A 21,065-nucleotide genomic window follows, 5' to 3' on the forward strand; every position below is an offset into this window, starting at 1 on the left:
TGAGTGGTGCCGGGGCGGAGGTGCCGCCCCGGCGGGCTATCAGCGCGTGATTTGCTTCATGTAGAAAATCGTCTGAATCGTCGGCAGCACCTGCTGCAGCACCCGGTTGAACTGCACCGAGCTGGCCGTGCTGACGTAGACCACGTCGAGCGGCTGAAGCGGGAAACGGCTCGACAGCATCAGCGCATCGGGCTGTGTCATGTCGAGACGGAACACTTCAGGCTTCGTCGGGTTGTCGCGCATGCCGCGCATCACGTAGATCTTGCGCGGGTTCGCATCGGTGTCGAGGATGCCGCCGCCGGCCGTCAACGCGTCGGCGATGGTCAGCTTGCCCTTGAGCATCGGCACCGTGACCGGCGTCTTGACCTCGCCCATGATGAACACGCGGCTGTCGCTGCGATCCGGCACGTTGACGATGTCGCCCTGCTGCAGCATCACGTTCTGCCGCACTTCGCCGCGGTCGAGCACGCCGTTCGCGTCGAGCGTGTAGAGCTTGCCGTCGCGCGTCAGGCGCACGCGCTGCAGATCGGCGTCGGTGGTCGAGCCGCCCGAGCGCGAGATCGCGTCGACCAGCGTCAGCGGCACGTCGCTCATCGCGAGCGGGCCCGGTGTCTTCACCTCGCCCGTCACCTGCACCTTCTGGCTGCGGAACGACAGCACGCGCACGTCGAGCTGCGGATTCTTCACATAGCGCGCGAGACGCGTGGCGAGCTCGTCACGGGTCTGCGCGATCGTCTTGCCCGCCACGTGGATGCGGCCGACGAACGGGAAGAAGATCGTGCCGTCGGCGGCCACCGTCTGGCCATAAGGATCGGCCTGGCCCGGCAGCGATGACGAATAGGGCTGCTGCAGCGCGCCCGCGATCGTCTGCGTCGTGTTGCCGCCGCTCGAGAACGACTGGCCTTGCGGCGTCGTCAGCTCGGGGTGGTCCCAGACGGTGACGCCGAGGATGTCCTGCGGCCCGATCCGGTACACGTATTGCGACGGATCGGTATAGCGCGCGGGCGGCAGCGGATGGTCGACCTGCGCCTTCTGCAGCTGGTCCATCACCACTTTGGCGTCGATGTAATGAACCGGATAGGTTTCGGCGGCTTGCTGCCGGCCTTCGTCCTTCAGGTTCGACGAGTCGAGGTAGTTGCCGGGAGCGGTTGCACAGGCTGACAGGAAAGTCGTCAGCGCGACGGCAAGCGCCACCGGGCGCATCGGGCGTTTCAGCATAGTTTCTGTAGCCATCCTTGAACCAGACGTTCGATCAGTGAGTAGCTCTCGCGGTAATCGGCTTCGGGGCCGCCGTGCGGGTCGGCAATCTCGGCCCCTTCCCACTTGCCGAGCAGGTGGACCTTGCCGCGCGCGAACGGATCGACCTTTTCGACGGCCGAAATCTGTCCGCGCTCGCTGACGAGAATCAGGTCGGCGTCGCGCACGATCCGGCGCGACAGCCGCCGCGAGCGATGGGGCGTCGCATCGACGCCCCGCTCGGCGAGCAGCTGCCGCATCACCGGATCGATGCCGTCGCCGTCATTCGCATGCACGCCGGCCGAGTGAAACGTCGGGCGCACGCCGCCCCGCGACGCGGCGTGCGACTTGAACAGCATCTCCGCCGCCGGGCTGCGGCAGACGTTTGCGTGGCAGACGATCAGGATGTTCCGGAACATGGCGTCTCGTAACGAGTGACGGGAAACGGGTTACGCGCTTGCGCGCGCGATGCCCGGCACGCGGGCGGCGACAGCCTGGCGCGAGCCCGGCCGGCCGATCGGGTGGTATTCGATGCCCTGCTCGCTCATCGTCTCCGGCTCGTACAGGTTGCGGCCGTCGAAGATCACCGGCGACTTCCACAGGCGGCCGAGCGCGACGAAATCGGGGCTCTTGAAGATCTTCCATTCGGTGACGATCACGAGCGCGTCGGCGTCGCGCGCGGCCTGCGCTTCGTCGTCGACGAAAGTCAGGCGCTCGAGCCAGCTCGGGTGACCGGCGAGATCGAGTGCGATCACGCGGCGCGCTTCCTGCTGCGCGACCGGGTCGTATGCGGCGATGCGCGCGCCGCGCGACAGCAGCTCGGCGATCAGCTCGCGGCTCGGCGCTTCGCGCATGTCGTCGGTGTTCGGCTTGAACGCCAGGCCCCAGATCGCGAACGTGCGGCCCGTCAGGTCCTCGCCGAAACGCGCGACGATCTTGTCGGCGAGCACGCGCTTTTGCGTCGCGTTGACCGACGACACGGCCTTCAGGATCTGCAGCGCCTGCCCGTGCTCGTCGGCCGTGCGGATCAGCGCCTCGACGTCCTTCGGGAAGCACGAGCCGCCGTAGCCGCAGCCGGCATACAGGAAGTGATAGCCGATGCGCGGATCGGAGCCGATCCCGCGGCGCACGGCCTCGATGTCCGCGCCGAAACGGTCGGCGAGGTTCGCCAGCTCGTTCATGAACGAGATGCGCGTCGCGAGCATCGCGTTGGCCGCGTACTTCGTGAACTCGGCCGAGCGCACGTCCATGTACAGCGTGCGTTCGTGGTTGCGGTTGAACGGCGCGTACAGCTTCTTCATCAGCTCGCGGGCGCGCTCGCCCGGCACGTCGTCGTCGCAGCCGATCACGATGCGGTCGGGGCGCGTGAAATCGTCGACGGCCGCGCCTTCCTTCAGGAATTCCGGATTCGACACGACCGAGAACATCTGGTCGCCGCCGCGCTTCGCGAGCTCCTCGGCCACCGCCGCGCGCACGCGCTCGGCCGTGCCGACCGGCACCGTCGACTTGTCGACGATCACCTTGAAGCCCGTCATGTAGCGGCCGATGTTGCGGGCGGCCGCGAGCACGTACTGCAGGTCGGCCGAGCCGTCCTCGTCGGGCGGCGTGCCGACCGCGATGAACTGCACGTCGCCGTGCGCGACCGCGGCCTCGACGTCGGTCGAGAAGCGCAGGCGGCCGGCCGCGCGATTGCGCGCGATGACTTCCTTCAGGCCCGGCTCGTGGATCGGCACGCCGCCATTGTTCAGGACGTCGATCTTTGCCTGGTCGACGTCGAGACAGAACACGTCGTGCCCGATGTCGGCGAGACAGGCGCCGGTGACAAGACCTACGTAACCGCTGCCGATGATAGTCAGATTCATGATGTGTCGGACCTCGTGACCAATGATTCGAAATTCGTAAAACCGGAGTGCCGGCGTGGTGGCGCTGCGTGCCGGCGTCAGTAAGCGTTGCTGCCGGTGAAGCCTTTCCAGAGCGTCAGCACGACGATCTTGATGTCGAGCCAGAACGACCAGTTCTGCATGTAGTACAGATCGAGCTTCACACGTCCCATCATCTTCTCGATCTGGTCGGTCTCGCCGCGATAGCCGTTGATCTGCGCCCATCCGGTGATGCCCGGCTTGATCCGGTAGCGGAACATGTAGCCCTTGACCAGATCCTTGTAGATGTCGTCGTGAGCGAGCGCATGAGGACGCGGGCCAACGACCGACATCTCGCCCTTCAGCACGTTGATGAACTGCGGCAGTTCATCGAGGCTCGTGCGGCGCAGGAACCGGCCGACCGGCGTCACGCGCGTGTCGTTCTTCGTCGCCTGCGTGACCTGCCCGGACACTTCCTGGTGCACCTTCATCGAGCGAAACTTGTAGATCTCGAACTCGTGCCCGTCGATACCCTTGCGCTTCTGGCGAAAGAACACCGGCCCGCGCGACGTCAGCTTGATCAGGCCCGCGATCATCACCATCACCGGCGCGAGCGCCGTGAGCGCCGCCAGCGCGAACATCCGGTCGAACACGAACTTCGGCAGGATCCGCACGTCGGTGATCGGCGACGCCGCGAGGTTGATCGCCGGCACGCCGAGCACCTCGACCACTTCCTGGTTGAAGAACGACAGCGTGCGCACGTCCGGGATGAAGCGGATATTCACGAAGTCGTGGCGGAACACCGTCACGATCTGGTGAATCCGGCGCTCCTCCGTGATCGGCAGCGTGAGCCACAGCTCGCTGATCGCGCGGCTGCGCACCAGCCACACCAGCGATTCGAACTGCCGCTCGATACGCACGTCGTCGAGCGCCACTTCGCCCGGCGCTTCGCTTTCGTCGTACACGCACACCGGGTTGAAACCGGCTTCCGGCCGCGCCCGCATCTGCGCGATCAGCCGCCGCGCCGCCGGCGTACCGCCGACGATCGCGACCGCCTTCAGGTTGTAGCCGCCGCGGCGCAACTGCCGCAGCACGACGTGCACGCAGGCCTTCGAGCCGGCGAGCAGCACCATCGTCACGAGCGCCCAGTAACCGAGCCACATCCGCGACAGGTCGCCCGACTGGTGGAAGCTGAAGCTCATCAGGATGCCCGCGAGCTCGACCACGAGCCACGCGAACGCCACCCGGCCCACCAGCCCGACGAGACGCTTGCCGCGCCACGACTGGTAAATGCCGATGGCCGGAAAGAACACGACGACGAGCAGGCAGTCGAACAGCACCGTCGTGCGCTGCAGGTCGTTGAGCCAGATGCTGCCGCCGTGCAGGGCGGCGGCGATCAGCGCCCCCGCCACGACCATCGCGATATCGATGACTCTCGCCAGCACGCTCAACATGTCTGCTTCCTCTTTGAACAGGCGTTTGCCGAACAGCTCCTCGTGCGACCCGTGCCGCACCTTCGATTCAAACGTTGCATGACGCTATTGAAGCGGTAAGAAAATTCCTCCTCAAGCGCACAAGTATTTCGAAAAATAATCGGAAATTCTTGCCGCGAAGTTTTTGAATTAATTCGGCAGGTTTTCCCGAATCGATCGGAAATCGAGAAGTTTTCGGAAACTTTACGTTCGCCGTAACCCCTTTACAGGCAAGCGCTTGACGCCGATGCGCGGAATTATTTTTTATTTTTTTATTTGCATCCGATGCTATCGCGGAAAATTTTTCCAGATGAATGCCTGATGAATATCAAGCAATGGGCCCGGTTTTATTGTCGATTTACTTCATGCTACAACGACAGGCACTGACTTCAACCGTGGAGAGTGTCATCATGAATGCTCCGGCCGTGGCAGCCGAAACGCGCCATTCTTCTTCCGCCGCCCCCGCTACCGGCACGCGCCTCGCGGTGCAACCGGTGATTCTTGCCGGCGGCTCCGGCACACGCCTGTGGCCGATGTCGCGCGAACGTTTTCCGAAACAGCTGATCGGCCTGCTCGGCGATCATTCGCTGTTGCAGTCGACCGCCCTGCGCCTCGACGGCCTCGCGGCCGCTCATCCGCTGAACGACGACGTGCTGATCGTGTGCGGCGAGGATCACCGCTTCACGACCGCCGAACAGCTGCGCCTGACGGCCAAGCGCGCGACGATCATGCTCGAGCCGCTCGGCCGCGACACCGCGCCCGCGCTGACGCTCGCCGCGCTGCGGCTCGTTGCCGGCGGCAACGATGCGGTGATGACCGTGATGCCGGCCGACCATGCGGTCGCCGACCTGCCGCGCTTTCACGCAGCCGTCGCGGCCGGCGTGCACTGCGCCGCGCAAGGCAAGATCGCGACGATGGGCATCGTGCCGAAGCACGCGGAAACCGGCTACGGCTACATCCGCGTCGGCGCGCCGCTCGGCGATGCCGCGACGGGCAGCCTCGACGTGCGCCGCCTCGACCGTTTCGTCGAGAAGCCGCACCTCGAACTCGCGCAGCAGTACGTCGCGTCCGGCGAGTACTGGTGGAACAGCGGGATCTTCATCGTGCGCGCATCGGTGTGGCTGAAGGCGATCCGCCAGCTCGAACCGGCGATCTACGCCGCGTGCGAACAGGCCGTCGCCCAAGGCAAGGAAGACGGCGATTTCTTCCGCGTCGATCGCGACGCATTCGCCGCGTCGCCGTCGAACTCGATCGACTATGCGGTGATGGAGCCGCTCGCGAGCCTGCCGCAACTTTGCGAAAGCGTCGTCGTGCCGCTCGACGCCGGCTGGTCGGACGTCGGTTCGTGGGATGCAATCTGGCAAATCTCGCCGAAGGACGATGCGGAGAACGTCGGCCGCGGCAATGTGCTGTTCGAAGACGCCGAATCGACTTTCGCGCATTCGGAAAGCCGGCTCGTCGCTTGCGTCGGCACGCAGAACCTCGTCGTCGTCGAAACGCCCGACGCCGTGCTCGTCGCGGATAAATCGCGCGTGCAGGACGTGAAGAAAATCGTCGGCCGCATCAAGGCGCAACGCGGCGCGGAAGCCACCGATCACCGCAAGGTGCACCGCCCGTGGGGCCACTACGACTCGGTCGACATGGGCGAGCGCTTCCAGGTGAAACGCATCGTCGTGAAGCCGGGCGCGCAACTGTCGCTGCAGATGCACCACCACCGCGCCGAACACTGGATCGTCGTGCGCGGCACCGCGCGTATCACGCGCGGCGACGAAACGTTCCTGCTGTCCGAGAACGAGTCGACGTACATTCCGCTCGGCGTCTCGCACCGCCTGGAGAACCCGGGCAAGATGCCGCTCGAACTGATCGAAGTGCAATCGGGCGCGTATCTCGGCGAGGACGACATCGTCCGCTTCGACGATACCTACGGCCGCCAGTGATGCATCAAACGCCGGAGGGCGCCGCTGTCGAAGCGGCGCCCGGCCGGCACGGCAGGCTTGAAGAGACGGAATCGCCGCGCGGGCGTCGTGGCACACGACGGCCCGCGCATTGCATCGACACCGCGATCAACCGACGCGGTACTCGTACTCGCGGCGCTCCGGCTGCACCGGATCGTTGCGGCCTTCGGTCAGCGCGCTCGCGTGGCGCTCGGCGATGAAGCGCTTGATGTCCGACTCCGCACGCGCCAGCGCGGACAGGCCGGCCAGCACCTCGCTTTGCGGCTCGCGCGCCGGCTCGTCGCTCGCGCCGTGGCGATCGATCCACTGGCGCGCCCAGTCGAGCGCGAACTGCTCGGCTTCCTCGGCATCGGTGAAACGCGGGCCGATGAGGCCCGAGCGTTCCACGCGCCGCTCGTCCTGCGAGATCTCGGCCCACGCGCGATACATCAGGTTCTGCACGGGCTGCGCGATGCCGCTGATCGTATAGCCGCGATACTCGTCGACTTGCGGTTCGGCCGCGGCGAAGCTCGCCGACGACGCATGAGCGTGGCGCAGCTCCGTCGCCGGCGCACCGGGCACGACGAATGACGTGTCGGACGGATCGATTACCGCATCGTCCTGCATCGCACTTACCGACGCACCTTCGCCCTCCCAAACGTTTGCCTGCGCAACCGGCAATTGCCACGACTCGGGGTTTTGCCAGAACACGCCGCGCAAGCGATCGTTGTCGGGCACGGGCTCCACGCGGCGCGCGGGAACAACCGGCACCGGCGGCGGCGGAATATACGCGAACGTGCGCCCGCTGAACTGGGTCAGCACGTCGATCATCTGCAGCAGCGTGCCGCTCGCCAGCCATTCCTCGTAGCGGCGACGGCACGTCGGCCCGGACGGATAGCGACCGGGCAACTTGGACCAGGCTTCCCCGGTCGTCAGGATCCAGAGCACCGCATTGGCGACGACGCGCGGTTCGGCACGCGGACGCCCACGACGATTCAGCCGGATGGGTTCATCGGCGATCAGCGTTGAAAGACGAAACCACTCTTCATCGTTAAGCTCATCGAAGAACATAGTAGATCTCTCCACGCAGCCAGGCCGGGCTGCGATTGGCGGCGCCATCGCGACACATCGGGTCGCGGGGCGGCCAGGTTGCACATTATGGTTATCCGGTGTTGTGCATGCCGGCTCGGCACCGCACTTTCACGGTGCCGCAATTCCCGGCAATGGCGCACAAATCACGGTCTCACTCCAATGTGGGAATTTTTGTGCACGAAGCATACCATCCTCAGGGTTTATCTCAATATGACAATGACTTAATGTTACGCACTGAAACATCCAGCCATTGGTGCGCAATCTATTTACGCTTGAATTTTTTTGCGAGATCTTTATGCCCGTCGCTGCAAAGGCCCGTCTGGCGGGGCTCTGCAGGGTATGAAGAATAGCCTGAAATAAGCTGTTACAGGCTGATCCGGCCCTTGCCGGAAACAATTTCCCGGATTGCTTCCTAAAATCGGTAAATCGCGGGAAAATTCGTAACAAGATATTCACGAATCGGTAAATCATTCAATTTCCGTTCACCTTAATTATCCCCGTGCACAATCTTTTTATTGTTTCTCTGCGAGTAATGAAAGGGCAGTGACGTGTGATGCACGGTATGTCCCGGCATGCAAACTCGTGACGCCTGTTACATCTTCGCGGCGACAGGCGCGCGACAGCACCGCCCGGCGAGCGGACATCCCGTTTCGGGTCGGAACGGAAAAGCGGAAACCGCCGTGCGGGACGCGCGGCGGTTGCGTCAGCGCAGATCGCCGGCCAGCGATGCGCTCACGTCCGCGTCCACGCGCTGCGGCGGCATCGCGTAGGCCGGGTGATCGCAGCCGATCGACAGCGCCGCCCCGCCCTTGAGCGCCGCGCGCATCGGCGCGTCGAGTTCGAAACGCACGAAGTGCACGGCCGACGTCTTCTCGGCGGTGTCGCGCTCGAGATCCTCGTCGGCGATCGCGTAGACGTTCGCATGCCCGTCGACCTGCACGTACACGCGATCCTCGACGCCGATCAGCCGCGCGAGCGCCGCGCGCCGCTCGGCCTCGTGCTCGTATTCGATCTGCAGCGTCGCCTTCAGGTTGGTGCCGTCGGGCACCAGCGGCAGATAGGCTTCCAGTTCGCCTTCGATCCCCGCCTCGTCGAAAATCTTCTCGATGTGCAGCATTTCCTGGATCTGATAGCGGATCGTCGTCTCGTCCTCGAACAGGAAGCGCAGGTGGTTGCCGAGCGCCACCGCGCGGCGACGCTTGTACGCGACGAGCCGCGCGTGTTCGGTCCTGCGGATCTTTGCGTAGGCTTCGAGCGTCAGCAGGGAGTCGCGGGTCAGCGTCATGAGCAGTCCTCGTGAACGGCAGGCGTCGGATCAGATTCCGTATGCGCGGCGCAGCAGCGTGAGCGGGTGCGCGAGCGGCGCGGACGGCAGCCCCTTCTCGTCGATGCCCTGCACGATGTGATGGCCGGCCAGCGCGCAGTCGGACGACACGACATCCGGTTGCGGCTCGGCCATCGCCTTGAATACGGGTGCGCCGATCCGCATCGCGTCCGCATGGAATTCCTTTTTCACGCCGAACGTGCCCGCATGGCCCGAGCAACGCTCGACGACGTTCACACGCGTATCGGGCACGAGCGACAGCACGTCGGCCGTCTTGCGGCCGATGTTTTGCACACGCGCATGGCACGGCACGTGATACGACACGGTACCGAGGCCGGTCTTGAAATCGGTCTTCAGCAGCCCGTCGCGATGCCGCGCGATCACGTATTCGAACGGATCCCAGAATGCGTCGGCCACCGCACGCACCACCTCGTCGCCGGGGAACATCAGCGGCAGCTCGCTCTTGTACATCAGCACGCAGCTCGGAATCGCGCCGATCAGCGCGTAGCCTTCGCGCGCGTAGCGTTCGAGCACGGGCATGTTCACGGCCTTCTTCGCGGCGACGCCGGCGAGGTTGCCCTGCTCGAGCAGCGGCATCCCGCAGCAGGCTTCGCGCGTGACGAGTTCGTACGGGATGTCGTTGTGCGCGAGGATCGCGAGCAGGTCGTGGCCGATACCGGGTTCGTTGAAATTCACGTAGCACGTCGCGTAGATCGCGACCTTGCCGGGCGTGCGTTCGCCGTCGCGCACGGGCGGGTTGCCGGAGCGCTTCGCGGTGCGCCGGAACTTGCGCGGCGCGAACTCCGGCAGCCATGCGTTGCGATCGACGCCGAGCGCCGCTTCGAGCGCGTGGCGCGCGGGCGGCGTGCGGTTCACCGCGTTGACGGCCTGCGTGACGATCGGAATGCCCGCGAAATGGCCGAGCGCATCGGTATTCGACAGCACCTTGTCGCGTAACGCCACTTCGCCGCGCTGGTAGCGCGCGGCCTTGCCGCGCAGCATCAGGTGCGGGAAGTCGACGTTCCATGCGTGCGGCGGCACGTACGGGCATTTCGTCATGTAGCAGAGGTCGCACAGATAGCACTGGTCGACGACCTTGCCGAACGCTTCCTTCGGCACCTCCTCGATGTCGCCCATCGGCGTGTCGTCGACCAGGTCGAACAGCGCCGGAAACGCGCCGCACAGCGACACGCAGCGCCGGCACCCGGCACAGATGTCGAACACACGCGTCATTTCAGCGTCGATCGCGGCCTGGTCGTAGAACGCATCGGACTGCCAGTCGAGCGGATGCCGGGTCGGGGCTTCGAGACTGCCTTCCTTGTGGGGCATGGGGCGCTCCAGCGTGGCGCGCATGCGCGCGCGCCGCCCGCGCACGGCGAGCGGCGATGAACGAACAGCCGGCCGCGTGCCGGTCGCACGGCGATGCCGTGCGGCCTGCGGCGGCCCGTCAGTCGACGAGACTGTCCAGCGCCTTCGTATAGCGGTTTGCGTGGCTGCGTTCGGCCTTCGCGAGCGTTTCGAACCAGTTCGCGATTTCGTCGAAGCCTTCGTCGCGCGCGGTCTTCGCCATGCCCGGATACATGTCGGTGTATTCGTGCGTCTCGCCGGCGATCGCCGATTCGAGATTCAGCCGCGACGAACCGAATGGCAAGCCCGTGGCCGGATCGCCGACGGCTTCCAGGTATTCGAGATGGCCGTGCGCATGGCCGGTTTCGCCTTCGGCGGTCGAGCGGAACAGCGCGGCGAGGTCGTTCTGCCCTTCGACGTCAGCCTTCGAAGCGAAATACAGATAGCGCCGGTTCGCCTGCGATTCACCCGCGAATGCGGCCTTCAGGTTCTCTTCGGTCTTGCTGCCCTTGAGGTGAGCCATTTGCGCCTCCGTTCGAGTCGGCGCGGCCGCATGCGAAGCCGGGCCGATGAAGTATGTGGGGAACGATGCGTGTGCCGGGGCGCGCGCATCGTGCTCTTCAATCTAGGCGCTCGCGTTCGCATCCCCCAATAGGCTTTTTCAATGCGCGCGATAGTGTCGGTCCGGACGCGGGTGGTGCCGGAGGCAGCAATGACGGCACGCCCACGCGTGCATCATGCGTCACGCATCGGTCGCGCGCTTCAGCAGCAATTCGCGTTCGCGCTCGTTGCGCGTCAGTTCCGCCGCGCGGCGGAACTCGAGCTTGGCCTCGTCGGCGCGGCCGAGCTTCGCGAGCAGGTCGCCGCGCACGCTCGGCAGCCAGTGATAGCGCGCCAGTGCGGGATGGTCGCGCAGCGCATCGACGAGTTCGAGCGCCGCGGCCGGCCCGAACGCCATCCCCACGGCTACCGCGCGATTCAGCTCGACGACGGGCGACGGCGCAACCTCGGCGAGCGCGTCGTACAGCGCGACGATCTGCGCCCAGTCGGTATCCGACGCGTGCCGCGCACGCGCATGGCAGGCGGCCAGCGCGGCCTGCAGCGCATACGGCCCGCGCACGCCGCCGAGCTTCGTCGCCCGCTCCAGCGCCGCGAGGCCGCGCCGGATCAGCAACGGATCCCAGCGGCTGCGATCCTGGTCGAGCAGCAGCACGGGACGGCCCTGCGCATCGGTGCGCGCATGCATGCGCGATGCCTGCAGTTCCATCAGCGCGACGAGTCCGAGCACTTCGCTTTCGTCCGGCGCGAGCCCGGCCAGCACGCGGCCGAGCCGCAGCGCCTCGTCGCACAGCGCCGGGCGCGTCCAGTCGTCGCCGGCGGTCGCCGCATGGCCTTCGTTGAACACGAGGTAGATGACTTCGAGCACCGACGCGAGCCGCGCGGGCCGCGCATCCGCAGCCGGCACCTCGAACGGCACGTGCGCGGCCGAGAGCGTGCGCTTTGCGCGCACGATCCGCTGCGCGATCGTCGGCTCGGGCGTCAGGAACGCGCGCGCGATCTCGCCCGTCGTCAGCCCGCCGAGCAGCCGCAGCGTCAGCGCGACGCGCGCATCGGTCGACAGCACCGGGTGGCACGACGTGAAGATCAGCCGCAGCAGGTCGTCGCCGATGTCGTCGTCGCTCGCGTCGGCGAGCGCCTCCGCGATGTCGGGGACGACGTGCGCTTCGAGCGCGTCCATCTCGTGCCCGAGCTGGTCGCGCTTCGCCGCGTGCAGCGACTCCTGCCGCACGCGATCGAGCGCACGACGCTTCACGGCCGTCATCAGCCAGGCGGCCGGGTTGTCGGGCACGCCGTCGACGGGCCAGTGCTCGAGCGCCGCGACGAGCGTGTCCTGCGCCAGCTCCTCGGCCACGCCGACGTCGCGCACCACGCGCGCGGCGCGCGCGATGATCTTCGGCGCCTCGATTCGCCAGACCGCTTCGATCGCACGATGCGTCGCCTCAAGCGTCACGACGCCTGCCCCTGGCCGGACGCGTCCAGCGGCATGGCCATCAGCTCCCATGCGTGCCCGTCCGGATCGTCGAACCCGTGGCCGTACATGTTCGGGTACTCGCGCGGCGGCTGCGGCGCGGAACCGCCGGCCGCGAGCGCCTTCGCGACGATCGCGTCGACCTCGGCGCGGGTTTCGCACGACAGGCACGACAGCACCTGCACCTGCGTCGCCGGATCGATGATCGCCTTGCCGGTAAAGGTCTGGAAAAACGGCCGCACGAGCAGCATCGCGAAGATCGTGTCGCTGATCTTGATGCAGGCGGCCATGTCGTTGGTGTATTCCGGCACGACCTCGTAACCAAGCGCCTGGTAGAACGCCTTCGAGCGCGGCAGGTCGGCCACGGGCAGGTTGATGAAGACCATCTTGTGCATGACGGGTGCTCCCGGTGAAGTTGGATTCAGGTGGACGCTCAGACGCCCTTGCGGCCGACGTCGAGCTCGCGGAACCGCTCGACCGCATCGCTCGGCGTGAGATCGTCGAGTTCGAACAGCGGCCGCACCTCGATCTCGCAATCCATCTCGGCGCCGAACGGCGCGGGAAACCGGCGCGTCCATTCGAGCGCCTCGTCGCGCGAACGCACCTGGATCAGCGTATAGCCGGCGATCAGCTCCTTCGTTTCGGCGAACGGGCCGTCGACCACCGAGCCCTTACCGTCCGTGTAGCGCACACGCCAGCCGCGCGCGCTCGGCCGCAGCCCGTTCGCGTCGAGCAGCACGCCGGCCTTGGCCAGTTCCTCGTGATAGACGGTCATGGCCTCGACCAGCCGGTTGTCCGGCAACGCGTCGGATTCGCTGACGGCGTTCGCCCGGATCATGATCATGAATCGCATCGTTCACTCCTTGTCATCGATGGAAGGAGGCGCCCGTTCATCGGGGCCTTATCCGGACGACGCGCGAACGACGGCCGGATCGACATGCGTCGCGACACATCAGGGTAAATACCGAGTCGCGAAAATTACAGGAAGCACGGACCGACCGCGCGAACCTCGACCGTGCACCATTGCGCCGCCGGGCACTGGCGTGCGATCTCGATCGCCTCTTCGCGTGTGTCGACGTCGACGAGGAAGAAGCCGCCGACCATTTCCTTTGCCTCCGCGAACGGGCCGTCGACCAGGCGCGTCTCGCCGTCGCGCACCTGCACGCGCGTGCCGCGCTCGGAGCGCTCCAGCGACTCGACGCCGCGCAGCACGCCACGCGCCTTCAGCGTCTCCGCGAAATCGACCATCCGCGCGTACAGCGCCTGACCTTCGTCGAGCGTGCGCTCGGCGCGCTGTTCGGTCGGTTCGACAATCAACAGCATGTAAGACATGGACTTCTCCTGTGGGAACGGGGCGCGGCAACGTTCGCTGTGCAATCGGCAAGCGACACCCGATGCAAAAGCGTAGCAGCCGCGATGCGGCCTGCCGACATCGTTAGCCGATCGGCACTGGCCTGACGGCCAATTCGGCCACTTCCTGACATTTTGCCTTCAGGATGCAGTCCCGAACTGTCGGATTTTCTTCCTGTGGATCGTCCCATGTCACGCCTGCTGCCGCTGCTTGCCGTTGCACTGTCGCTCGCCCTCTCCGTCCGCCCCGCCATGGCCGGGCTGCCGGTCAGCGCCGGCTGCGGCGGCGCGACCTCGGCGATCGCCGATCTCCGTCGGGCCGACGGCCCGTCGCCGGTGGCCGGACGCACGACGTCGATCGAGGCCGTCGTCACCGCCGCGTTCGGCGGGCCCGACGGCCTCGGCGGCTTCTTCGTCCAGCAGGCCGATGCGCAGCGCAAGCGCAAGCCGGGCGTCCCGGAAGCCCTGTTCGTGTACGCGCCGAACGCGCGCGCGAACGCAGGCGATCTCGTACATCTCACCGGCAGGGTCGACGATCGATACGGTCGCACGCAGTTCACACTGACGGGCGGCATCGCCGTCTGTGCACGCGGGCAAAGGGTCACGCCCGCCACGCTCACGCTGCCGGTCGCCACGCCGGCCGTGCTGGCCGCGCATGAAGGCATGCTGGTGCGCTTGCCGCAAACGCTGACGGTCAGCGACACGCACGAACTCGGCCGCTACGGCAGCGTCGTGCTCAGCAACGGCCGGCTGCGCATCCCGACCCAGGTCGTCCCGCCCGCCGAAGCCGCTGCGCTCGCAGCGGTCAACGCGCGCAACCGCATCGTCCTCGACGATGGCTCGAACCGCCGCGATCGCGCGACCGTGCGCTATCCGCCACCCGCGCTGAGCGCCGCCAACACGCTTCGCTCGGGCTACACGGTGCGCGGTGTCGAAGGTGTACTCGAACTGCGCTACGGCGCGTGGCGGCTGCAACCGGCCGCCGGCGCCGCGCCGATGTTCGACGCCACGACGAACCCGCGCACCGATGCACCGGCCCGGCATCCCGACGCCGACGTGCGCATCGTGTCGTTCAACGTGTTCAACTATTTCAATGGCGACGGCCACGGCGGCGGATTCAATGCAGCGGCCAATCGCGGCGCAAAAACGCCTGCCGCGTTCGCGCGGCAGGAGGCGAAGATCATCGCGGCGTTGCACGCGCTGCGCGCCGACGTGATCGGGCTGATGGAAATCTCGAACAACGGCCATGGCGACGCAAGCGCCGTGCGGCGTCTCGCCACACAACTCGGCGACGGCTGGCGCGCGGTCGACCCCGGTACCGCGCGGCGCGGCCGCGATGCCATCGCGGTTGCGCTGCTGTACGACAGCCGCACGGTCGAACCGGTCGGGCGTGCCGCCACCATCGCGCTCGGTGGCCGGCATCGGCCGCCGCTCGCACAGACATTCCGGCGCGTCGGCGGCACACGTGCGTTCACGGTCGCGGTCAATCACCTGAAGTCGAAGAACTGCCCGAACGCGAGCGGCGCCGATCGCGACCAGTCGGACGGCCAGGGCTGCTGGAATGCGGCGCGCACGCAGGCAGCCGTGCGCATCGCCGACTGGCTCGCCATGTCGCCGACGGGCGCCACCGCCGACAGCGTGCTGCTGATCGGCGACCTGAACAGCTACGCGAAGGAAGATCCCGTTCGTGTGCTCGAAGCGCGCGGCTACGCGAACCTCGTGGCCCGCTTCGCCGGCGATGCTGCGTACAGCTACGTATTTCGCGGCGAGGCCGGCAGCCTCGATCATGCGCTCGCGACGCCGGCACTCGCCGCGCGCGTCAAAGCCGCGCACATCTGGCACATCAACGCCGATGAACCGTTTGCACTGCAACCCGTGCCCGATTACAAAACGGCCGCGCATCGATCGTCCTATTACGCACCCGACGCCTATCGGTCGTCGGACCACGATCCCGTCGTCGTCGACCTCGCGCTGGGCAACCGCGCCCGGATGCCGGTCGCGGGCACAAACCCTGCTCGTCAGTACACCGTCGATTAGTGCATTTGCATCAGCCCATCGCCTGCAACGGCACTATTTACCTGACACCCCGGGCGGCGCCATATTTACCGGACATTCGCTTCGTATCGCTGTCCGCTGCACGCGTTTTGCCCGATTGAGAATTTTTTGCAATCTTCGCGACGCCCCGTACGGCGGGGCTTCCCGGCGATCCCGCCGACGAATTGAAAAATTGTCTCGAAACTCAATCGGGTCAAGTGAATCACATTAGTTGCTGGGATTCGTCTTATCTTCAAATTGGCCTTGAATCGAAGGAGGATAAACATCATGGCGCTCACCGACTCGATCGAACACAAGCTGGACCGCGGTCTGGCCGACATCCGTCGCACCGGCCGGCGCGTGGGACGCACGACGCGCTCTGCCGCCCGCGACCTGCATGCCGACGTGACCGACGATCTGCGCGGGCTGGTCGACGAACTGGAAGACCTGCTGAAAAACGATGGCGACGGCGATATCGCCGCGCTGCGCAAGCGCGTGCAATCCAGGCTCGATGAAGCGCGCAGCACGCTCGACTACGCGTCGGGCAGTGCGGCCGCCCGGCTGCGCGAATCGGCCGAACGCGTGTCGCAGGCCGTGCACGACAACCCGTGGCAAACCGCCGGCGTCGTCGCGGGTCTCGCGTTCGTTGCGGGCCTGCTCCTTGCCCGCCGTTGACCGCGGCCAGCCGCACCGCTGCCCGCCCCGCTGCCCGCACCGCCCATCCTCAATCAGACAACGAAGGAGAATCGCCATGCAGAAATCCCTCGCCATGAAAGCCGCCGCCGCCGTGATGCTCGGCAGCCTCGCACTCGCCGGCTGCACGACCACGCCCGACAAACCCGAAAACGCGTCGACCAGCGCGTCGAAGCGCCAGTCAATCGACGCCAGCGTGAACGCCACGCTGTCGCGCCTCTATTCGACGGTGCCGGGTTCACGTGAACTCGTCGCGAAATCGCGCGGCACACTCGTGTTCCCGAACGTGCTGCAGGCCGGCTTCATCGTCGGCGGCCAGTCCGGCAATGGCGCGCTGCGCGTCGGCGGCAGCACCGTCGGCTACTACAACACGTCGTCGCTGTCGGTCGGCCTGCAGGCCGGCGCGCAGTCGAAGGCGATCGTGTTCCTGTTCATGACGCAGGATGCGCTCGACTCGTTCCGCAGGTCCGAAGGCTGGGCCGCCGGCGCCGACGCATCGGTCGCGGTCGTGAAGGTCGGCGCGAACGGCGCGGTCGACACCACCACGGCCACCGCACCGGTCGAGGTACTGGTCCTGACCAACGCGGGCCTGATGGGCGACCTGTCGGTGAACGGCACCAAGGTCACGAAGCTCAATATCTGACGATGTAGCACGCGGCGTTGCGCCGCGTTCGCTTCCCGGCAGCGCCGCGGCCCCGGCCGCGGCGTTTTCGCAGGGGTCACACGCAGCGGCTATGATGGCGGTGCCTTTGCGGGCATACTCCCGTTCGGGCCGCCCCACGCCGCATTCCGCCGCGAACCCGTGACGTTCGCGAGCCGATCGCGCCCCGGGCAACGCAATTCAATCAAACGAAGCAACAATCTGCGCGAACGCCATCCATGGAAAGCGGACACGATCACCAAAAATTCTTCTATTTCCTGCTGGCCGCGGTCACCGTCGGACTCTGCTGGATCCTCGCGCCGTTCTCCGGCGCCGTGTTCTGGGGCACCATACTCGCGATCCTGTTCCAGCCCGTGCAGCGCTGGCTCGCCGCACGCTTCGGCAAGCGGCGCAACCTGGCCGCGCTCCTGACGCTGTCGCTGATCGTCCTGATCGTGATCCTCCCGCTCGTGTTCGTCGCGGCGACGCTCGTGCAGGAAATCGCATACGTGTACCAGGAAATCAAGACCGCGCAGCCGAACTATTCGCAATACTTCCAGGACATCATCCACGCGCTGCCGTCGTCGATCCAGCACCTGCTGCAGAAGTACGGGCTGACCAACATCCCGAGCATCCAGAAGAAACTGACCGATGGCGCCGCGCAGATCAGCCAGCTCGCCGCAGCCCAGGCACTCAGCATCGGCCAGAACACGTTCCAGTTCGTCGTGAGCTTCGGCGTGATGCTGTACATGGTGTTCTTCCTGCTGCGCGACGGCGGCGAGATAGGCCGCCGCGTGCGCCGCGCGCTGCCGCTCGACGACGAGCACAAGAACCTGCTGCTGGCCAAGTTCACGACGGTCGTGCGCGCGACGGTGAAGGGCAACATCGCGGTTGCGCTCGTGCAGGGCGCGCTTGGCGGGCTGATCTTCTGGATCCTCGGGATCGAAGGCGTCGTGCTGTGGGGCGCGTTGATGGCATTCCTGTCGCTGCTGCCCGCGATCGGCGCGAGCCTCGTATGGGTGCCGGCCGCGCTCTACCTCCTGATGATCGGCGCGGTGTGGAAATGCGTGATCCTCGTCGCGTTCTGCGTGGGCGTGATCGGCCTCGTCGACAACCTGCTGCGCCCGATCCTCGTCGGCAAGGACACGAAGATGCCCGACTGGGTCGTGCTGATCTCGACGCTCGGCGGGATGGCGCTGTTCGGCATCACCGGCTTCGTGATCGGGCCGCTCGTCGCCGCGCTGTTCATGGCGAGCTGGGACATCTACGCACGCTCGGAACAGGGCGAATGACGTGCGGCATGGCCGGCGTGCAGTGATCTGCACACCGGCGGAAACCGTCCGTCAAGGATGACGGATGCTGATTAGGACGGGCGCTACGGCGCCCGTTTCGTCATCTGCCGCCACCGTCATCACGCCGCCATACGGGCCGACGCGCTGCGCACGGCCCGATACGAGCGGCACGCTTCGATCGTCGTGTGCATCGCGCCACGTTGCGCGCACGCCCGAAACGGCATCCGGCCTGAACGGCGTGCCATCGGCCGCGGCCAGCGTCACCTGCGCGCCCGGCAAGCGCCGGCCGTGCGCATCGAACCGGAGTGTCGCCACCGCGCTGCCCGTCATCTCCTGCCCGTCGACGAACGCGCCCGACGGCGCATCGAACGTTACGTCGTAGAGAGCGACGAGTGCGCCCGTGAAATGCACGATGCCGTCCGACCTGGCCTGCCCGTTTGCCATCGCATTCGACATGGCCAGCACGACACCGAGCCCGAGCGCGATCCGCTGCACGGCGCCCGTACACCACACCGTTCGATCGCGCACCGCAGCCGTTGCCGATGCCGCCCGTTTCGCGTCGTTTCGCATGTTCCCTCTCCCTTCGCGTGACCAGAAAAAAGGCGGCGTGACGCGTCGGTCACGCCGCCTGTCTGCTGGCAATCACTTTAGGGAGAGCGGCCGGAACAATATATGGGACAAGTCCTAAACTGCAGCCCGGCTGATCGTACTCGCCGCCGTCGACACCCGGTCGCGGCAACCGTCGACCGGCATCGCACGGCCGTCACGCGTCCGGATCGACGCGCAGCACGAGCTTGCCGCGATGATCGCCGTCGAACAGGCGATTGAGCACGTCCGGTGCGTTTTCGAGACCGTCCACCACGGTTTCCTCGGCCTTGAGCCGGCCGTCGCGCAACCAGCCTGAAAGCGTCTGCACGGCTTCGCGGCTCTTGCGGTAATCGAGGATCAGGAAGCCGCGCATCGTCAGCCGCTTCGAGATCAGCACGCCGACGTCGTCGGCCGCACGGCCGCTGTTGTAGTTCGAGATCACGCCGCACAGCGCGACGCGCCCGCCGATCACCATTCGCGACAGCACCGCGCGCATCACCTCGCCGCCGACGTTCTCGAAGTTCACGTGCACGCCGTCCGGCGTCGCGGCCTTCAGTTGCTGACGGAAATCGTCGGCCTTGTAGTCGACGGCCGCGTCGAAGCCGAGCGTCTCGGTCAGGTAGCGGCACTTGTCCGCACCGCCCGCGATGCCGACCACGCGCGCACCGTGAATCTTGCCGATCTGCCCGGCGATCGAGCCGACCGACCCGGCCGCCGCCGACACGACGAGCGTCTCGCCCGGCTGCACCGGCGCGATGTCGGTCAGCCCGTAGTACGCGGTCAGCCCGCTCATCCCGCATGCGCCCAGCAGCGTCGGCAGCGGCAGGCCCGACTGCGCGGGCAGCCTCACGAGCTGCGCGGTCTGGTCGGCCGGCACGACCGCATAGTCCTGCCAGCCGACGAGCCCCTGCACGAGCTCGCCTTCCGCAAAACCGGCATTGCGCGAGGCGACCACGCGCCCGATGCCGAGCGCACGCATCACCTCGCCGATCGCGACGGGCGGCAGGTACTGCGGCACGTCGCTCATCCACACGCGGTTGGTCGGGTCCATCGACAGGTACAGCACGCGCACGAGCACCTCGCCATCCGCGAGCACCGGCACCGGCGTCTCGACGAGCGAAAAATGTTCGCGGCCGACGCGCCCTTCGGGGCGCGTCTTCAGCAGCAGTTGGCGGTTCATGGGTGTCGACACGGTGTTCTCCTCCAGTCGTTGTGGTTCGGAATGCGCGTCAGACCGCGCACATGCCGCCGTCGATCACGAGTTCGGCGGCCGTCACGAAGCGGCTCTCGTCGGATGCGAGATACACGGCCGCATGCGCGACGTCGTCCGGCTCGCCCAGCCGGCGCAGCGGAATGCCGCGTGCGAGCTTGCGTGTCGCGTCGCGTTCGCCGAGCGACTGGAACAGCGGCTCGACGATCCCCGTGCGGATGAACGCCGGGTGAATCGAATTGCAGCGCACGTCGATCTCGCGGCGCGCGCAGTCGATCGCGACCGACTTCGTCAACGACGCGACCGCCGCCTTCGACGCGTTGTACGCGGTGAAATCCGGCTCGACCTTGAACGCGGCGACCGACGAGATGTTGATGATCGATGCGGGATGGCTCTCGGCCAGGTACGACAACGCATGCTTGCAGCCGAGCACGATGCTCTCGACGTTGATCGCCATCACGCGCCGCCACTCGTCCAGCTCGATCTGCGCGGGCGAGCCGATCGAGCCGACACCTGCGTTGTTGACGAGCACCGACAACCCGCCCATCGCATCGACCGCCTGCGCGAGCAGCGCCTGCCAGCGCGCTTCGTCGCGCACGTCCTGGGTCGCGGCGAACGCGACCGGCGTGGCGTGGCCCGCGTTGAGTTCCTGCGCGAACGCGTCGAGCACCGCTGCTTCGGCGATGTCGGTCAGGAACACGCGTGCACCCTGCTCGACCATCCGGCGCGCAATCGCGCGGCCGAGGCCACCGGCGGCGCCCGTGATGTATGCGCACTTGCCTGCGAGGCGCGATGAAACGGCTGTCATGTGACTGGCTCCTGTCGTGAATCGTCGTCGCGGAACGCCGCCGCGACGGGGTTTCCGTGCGTATCCCGGCCGACACGGGCCGGTTGACCGTGCGTCGCCGTAACGACGCGCCGCTCGGTTTCCGCGAGTATATCGAGATGACTGCGACGCGCACCGG

Annotated in this window: 20 protein-coding genes; 5 read left to right on the forward strand and 15 right to left on the reverse strand. The window is 66.5% G+C overall.

The genetic code is table 11. The features are described 5' to 3' along the window. Positions 1-39: 39 nt before the first annotated feature. From KEC55_RS23010 to KEC55_RS23025, 4 genes are all read right to left on the reverse strand, one after another. Positions 40-1,218: a polysaccharide biosynthesis/export family protein gene (locus tag KEC55_RS23010; RefSeq protein WP_282511397.1), complete on the reverse strand. Its 1,179-nt coding sequence runs from the start codon at positions 1,216-1,218 to the stop codon at positions 40-42. Further along, a complete protein-coding gene (locus KEC55_RS23015; protein WP_282511147.1) occupies positions 1,212-1,655 on the reverse strand; it encodes a low molecular weight protein-tyrosine-phosphatase in 444 nt (147 codons plus the stop codon). The genes KEC55_RS23010 and KEC55_RS23015 overlap by 7 nt, the downstream gene beginning before the upstream one ends. Positions 1,656-1,685: 30 nt before the next feature. After that, positions 1,686-3,098 carry a UDP-glucose dehydrogenase family protein gene (locus KEC55_RS23020; protein ID WP_282511149.1) on the reverse strand — a complete coding sequence of 471 codons (1,413 nt, stop codon included), beginning with the start codon at positions 3,096-3,098 and terminating at the stop codon, positions 1,686-1,688. A 77-nt stretch (positions 3,099-3,175) separates the two neighbouring features. Continuing rightward, positions 3,176-4,549, reverse strand: coding sequence for an undecaprenyl-phosphate glucose phosphotransferase (locus tag KEC55_RS23025; protein ID WP_176046040.1), 1,374 nt, complete (start codon positions 4,547-4,549; stop codon positions 3,176-3,178). A 428-nt stretch (positions 4,550-4,977) separates the two neighbouring features. Between KEC55_RS23025 and KEC55_RS23030 the strand changes: the two genes are divergently transcribed. After that, entirely contained in the window at positions 4,978-6,504 is a 1,527-nt protein-coding gene (locus KEC55_RS23030) for a mannose-1-phosphate guanylyltransferase/mannose-6-phosphate isomerase (protein ID WP_176046041.1), read from the forward strand. Positions 6,505-6,630: 126 nt separating this feature from the next. On the opposite strand, the gene KEC55_RS23035 is transcribed toward KEC55_RS23030, so the two are convergent. The 8 genes from KEC55_RS23035 to KEC55_RS23070 form a co-directional block, all read right to left on the reverse strand. Beyond that, complete coding sequence (locus KEC55_RS23035) at positions 6,631-7,572, reverse strand: transposase (protein ID WP_282511399.1); 942 nt, start codon at positions 7,570-7,572, stop codon at positions 6,631-6,633. 724 nt (positions 7,573-8,296) lie between these two features. Then, a complete protein-coding gene (locus KEC55_RS23040; protein WP_282511151.1) occupies positions 8,297-8,878 on the reverse strand; it encodes a DUF3501 family protein in 582 nt (193 codons plus the stop codon). 30 nt (positions 8,879-8,908) lie between these two features. Then, complete coding sequence (locus tag KEC55_RS23045) at positions 8,909-10,246, reverse strand: heterodisulfide reductase-related iron-sulfur binding cluster (RefSeq protein ID WP_282511153.1); 1,338 nt, start codon at positions 10,244-10,246, stop codon at positions 8,909-8,911. Between the two features lie 118 nt (positions 10,247-10,364). Then, positions 10,365-10,787: a rubrerythrin family protein gene (locus tag KEC55_RS23050; RefSeq protein ID WP_034185149.1), complete on the reverse strand. Its 423-nt coding sequence runs from the start codon at positions 10,785-10,787 to the stop codon at positions 10,365-10,367. Between the two features lie 219 nt (positions 10,788-11,006). Next, complete coding sequence (locus KEC55_RS23055) at positions 11,007-12,275, reverse strand: RNA polymerase sigma factor (RefSeq protein ID WP_282511157.1); 1,269 nt, start codon at positions 12,273-12,275, stop codon at positions 11,007-11,009. Next, the gene (locus KEC55_RS23060) at positions 12,272-12,688 is read right to left on the reverse strand and encodes a VOC family protein (protein ID WP_282511158.1); all 417 of its coding nucleotides are present in this window, start codon (positions 12,686-12,688) and stop codon (positions 12,272-12,274) included. Before KEC55_RS23060 ends, KEC55_RS23055 begins: the two co-directional genes overlap by 4 nt. Positions 12,689-12,726: 38 nt before the next feature. Next, a complete protein-coding gene (locus tag KEC55_RS23065; protein WP_282511159.1) occupies positions 12,727-13,146 on the reverse strand; it encodes a YciI family protein in 420 nt (139 codons plus the stop codon). Between the two features lie 125 nt (positions 13,147-13,271). Beyond that, a complete protein-coding gene (locus KEC55_RS23070) occupies positions 13,272-13,625 on the reverse strand; it encodes a YciI family protein (protein WP_282511160.1) in 354 nt (117 codons plus the stop codon). A 207-nt stretch (positions 13,626-13,832) separates the two neighbouring features. Between KEC55_RS23070 and KEC55_RS23075 the strand changes: the two genes are divergently transcribed. The 4 genes from KEC55_RS23075 (at position 13,833) to KEC55_RS23090 (ending at position 18,302) form a co-directional block, all read left to right on the forward strand. Next, on the forward strand, positions 13,833-15,680 hold the full coding sequence (locus KEC55_RS23075; RefSeq protein WP_282511161.1) for an ExeM/NucH family extracellular endonuclease: 1,848 nt from the start codon (positions 13,833-13,835) through the stop codon (positions 15,678-15,680). A gap of 285 nt (positions 15,681-15,965) precedes the next feature. Continuing rightward, positions 15,966-16,352 (forward strand): DUF883 family protein, encoded by a 387-nt coding sequence (locus KEC55_RS23080; RefSeq protein ID WP_176046049.1) that lies wholly within the window; start codon positions 15,966-15,968, stop codon positions 16,350-16,352. A gap of 76 nt (positions 16,353-16,428) precedes the next feature. Next, positions 16,429-17,013, forward strand: a complete 585-nt coding sequence (locus KEC55_RS23085) for a BPSL1445 family SYLF domain-containing lipoprotein (RefSeq protein ID WP_282511162.1) — start codon at positions 16,429-16,431, stop codon at positions 17,011-17,013. Between the two features lie 236 nt (positions 17,014-17,249). Continuing rightward, the gene (locus KEC55_RS23090) at positions 17,250-18,302 is read left to right on the forward strand and encodes an AI-2E family transporter (RefSeq protein ID WP_176046051.1); all 1,053 of its coding nucleotides are present in this window, start codon (positions 17,250-17,252) and stop codon (positions 18,300-18,302) included. 51 nt (positions 18,303-18,353) lie between these two features. Here the strand turns inward: KEC55_RS23090 and KEC55_RS23095 are convergent, their stop codons facing one another. The 3 genes from KEC55_RS23095 to KEC55_RS23105 form a co-directional block, all read right to left on the reverse strand. Then, entirely contained in the window at positions 18,354-18,872 is a 519-nt protein-coding gene (locus KEC55_RS23095; protein ID WP_282511163.1) for a thioesterase, read from the reverse strand. A gap of 193 nt (positions 18,873-19,065) precedes the next feature. Next, positions 19,066-20,082, reverse strand: coding sequence for an NADP-dependent oxidoreductase (locus tag KEC55_RS23100; protein WP_282511165.1), 1,017 nt, complete (start codon positions 20,080-20,082; stop codon positions 19,066-19,068). Between the two features lie 37 nt (positions 20,083-20,119). Further along, positions 20,120-20,908 (reverse strand): SDR family oxidoreductase, encoded by a 789-nt coding sequence (locus tag KEC55_RS23105; protein WP_282511166.1) that lies wholly within the window; start codon positions 20,906-20,908, stop codon positions 20,120-20,122. Positions 20,909-21,065: the final 157 nt, after the last annotated feature.

Origin of the sequence: Burkholderia cepacia (assembly GCF_029962485.1) — a bacterium.
GTDB lineage: Bacteria > Pseudomonadota > Gammaproteobacteria > Burkholderiales > Burkholderiaceae > Burkholderia.

Bases quoted from the DNA above. Each gene is read 5' to 3' on its own strand.
- KEC55_RS23010 (WP_282511397.1), bottom strand. From the start codon at position 1,218: ATGCTGAAACGCCCGATGCGCCCGGTGGCGCTTGCCGTCGCGCTGACG.
- KEC55_RS23015 (WP_282511147.1), bottom strand. From the start codon at position 1,655: ATGTTCCGGAACATCCTGATCGTCTGCCACGCAAACGTCTGCCGCAGC.
- KEC55_RS23020 (WP_282511149.1), bottom strand. From the start codon at position 3,098: ATGAATCTGACTATCATCGGCAGCGGTTACGTAGGTCTTGTCACCGGC.
- KEC55_RS23025 (WP_176046040.1), bottom strand. From the start codon at position 4,549: ATGTTGAGCGTGCTGGCGAGAGTCATCGATATCGCGATGGTCGTGGCG.
- KEC55_RS23030 (WP_176046041.1), top strand. From the start codon at position 4,978: ATGAATGCTCCGGCCGTGGCAGCCGAAACGCGCCATTCTTCTTCCGCC.
- KEC55_RS23035 (WP_282511399.1), bottom strand. From the start codon at position 7,572: ATGTTCTTCGATGAGCTTAACGATGAAGAGTGGTTTCGTCTTTCAACG.
- KEC55_RS23040 (WP_282511151.1), bottom strand. From the start codon at position 8,878: ATGACGCTGACCCGCGACTCCCTGCTGACGCTCGAAGCCTACGCAAAG.
- KEC55_RS23045 (WP_282511153.1), bottom strand. From the start codon at position 10,246: ATGCCCCACAAGGAAGGCAGTCTCGAAGCCCCGACCCGGCATCCGCTC.
- KEC55_RS23050 (WP_034185149.1), bottom strand. From the start codon at position 10,787: ATGGCTCACCTCAAGGGCAGCAAGACCGAAGAGAACCTGAAGGCCGCA.
- KEC55_RS23060 (WP_282511158.1), bottom strand. From the start codon at position 12,688: ATGCACAAGATGGTCTTCATCAACCTGCCCGTGGCCGACCTGCCGCGC.
- KEC55_RS23065 (WP_282511159.1), bottom strand. From the start codon at position 13,146: ATGCGATTCATGATCATGATCCGGGCGAACGCCGTCAGCGAATCCGAC.
- KEC55_RS23070 (WP_282511160.1), bottom strand. From the start codon at position 13,625: ATGTCTTACATGCTGTTGATTGTCGAACCGACCGAACAGCGCGCCGAG.
- KEC55_RS23075 (WP_282511161.1), top strand. From the start codon at position 13,833: ATGTCACGCCTGCTGCCGCTGCTTGCCGTTGCACTGTCGCTCGCCCTC.
- KEC55_RS23080 (WP_176046049.1), top strand. From the start codon at position 15,966: ATGGCGCTCACCGACTCGATCGAACACAAGCTGGACCGCGGTCTGGCC.
- KEC55_RS23085 (WP_282511162.1), top strand. From the start codon at position 16,429: ATGCAGAAATCCCTCGCCATGAAAGCCGCCGCCGCCGTGATGCTCGGC.
- KEC55_RS23090 (WP_176046051.1), top strand. From the start codon at position 17,250: ATGGAAAGCGGACACGATCACCAAAAATTCTTCTATTTCCTGCTGGCC.
- KEC55_RS23095 (WP_282511163.1), bottom strand. From the start codon at position 18,872: ATGCGAAACGACGCGAAACGGGCGGCATCGGCAACGGCTGCGGTGCGC.
- KEC55_RS23105 (WP_282511166.1), bottom strand. From the start codon at position 20,908: ATGACAGCCGTTTCATCGCGCCTCGCAGGCAAGTGCGCATACATCACG.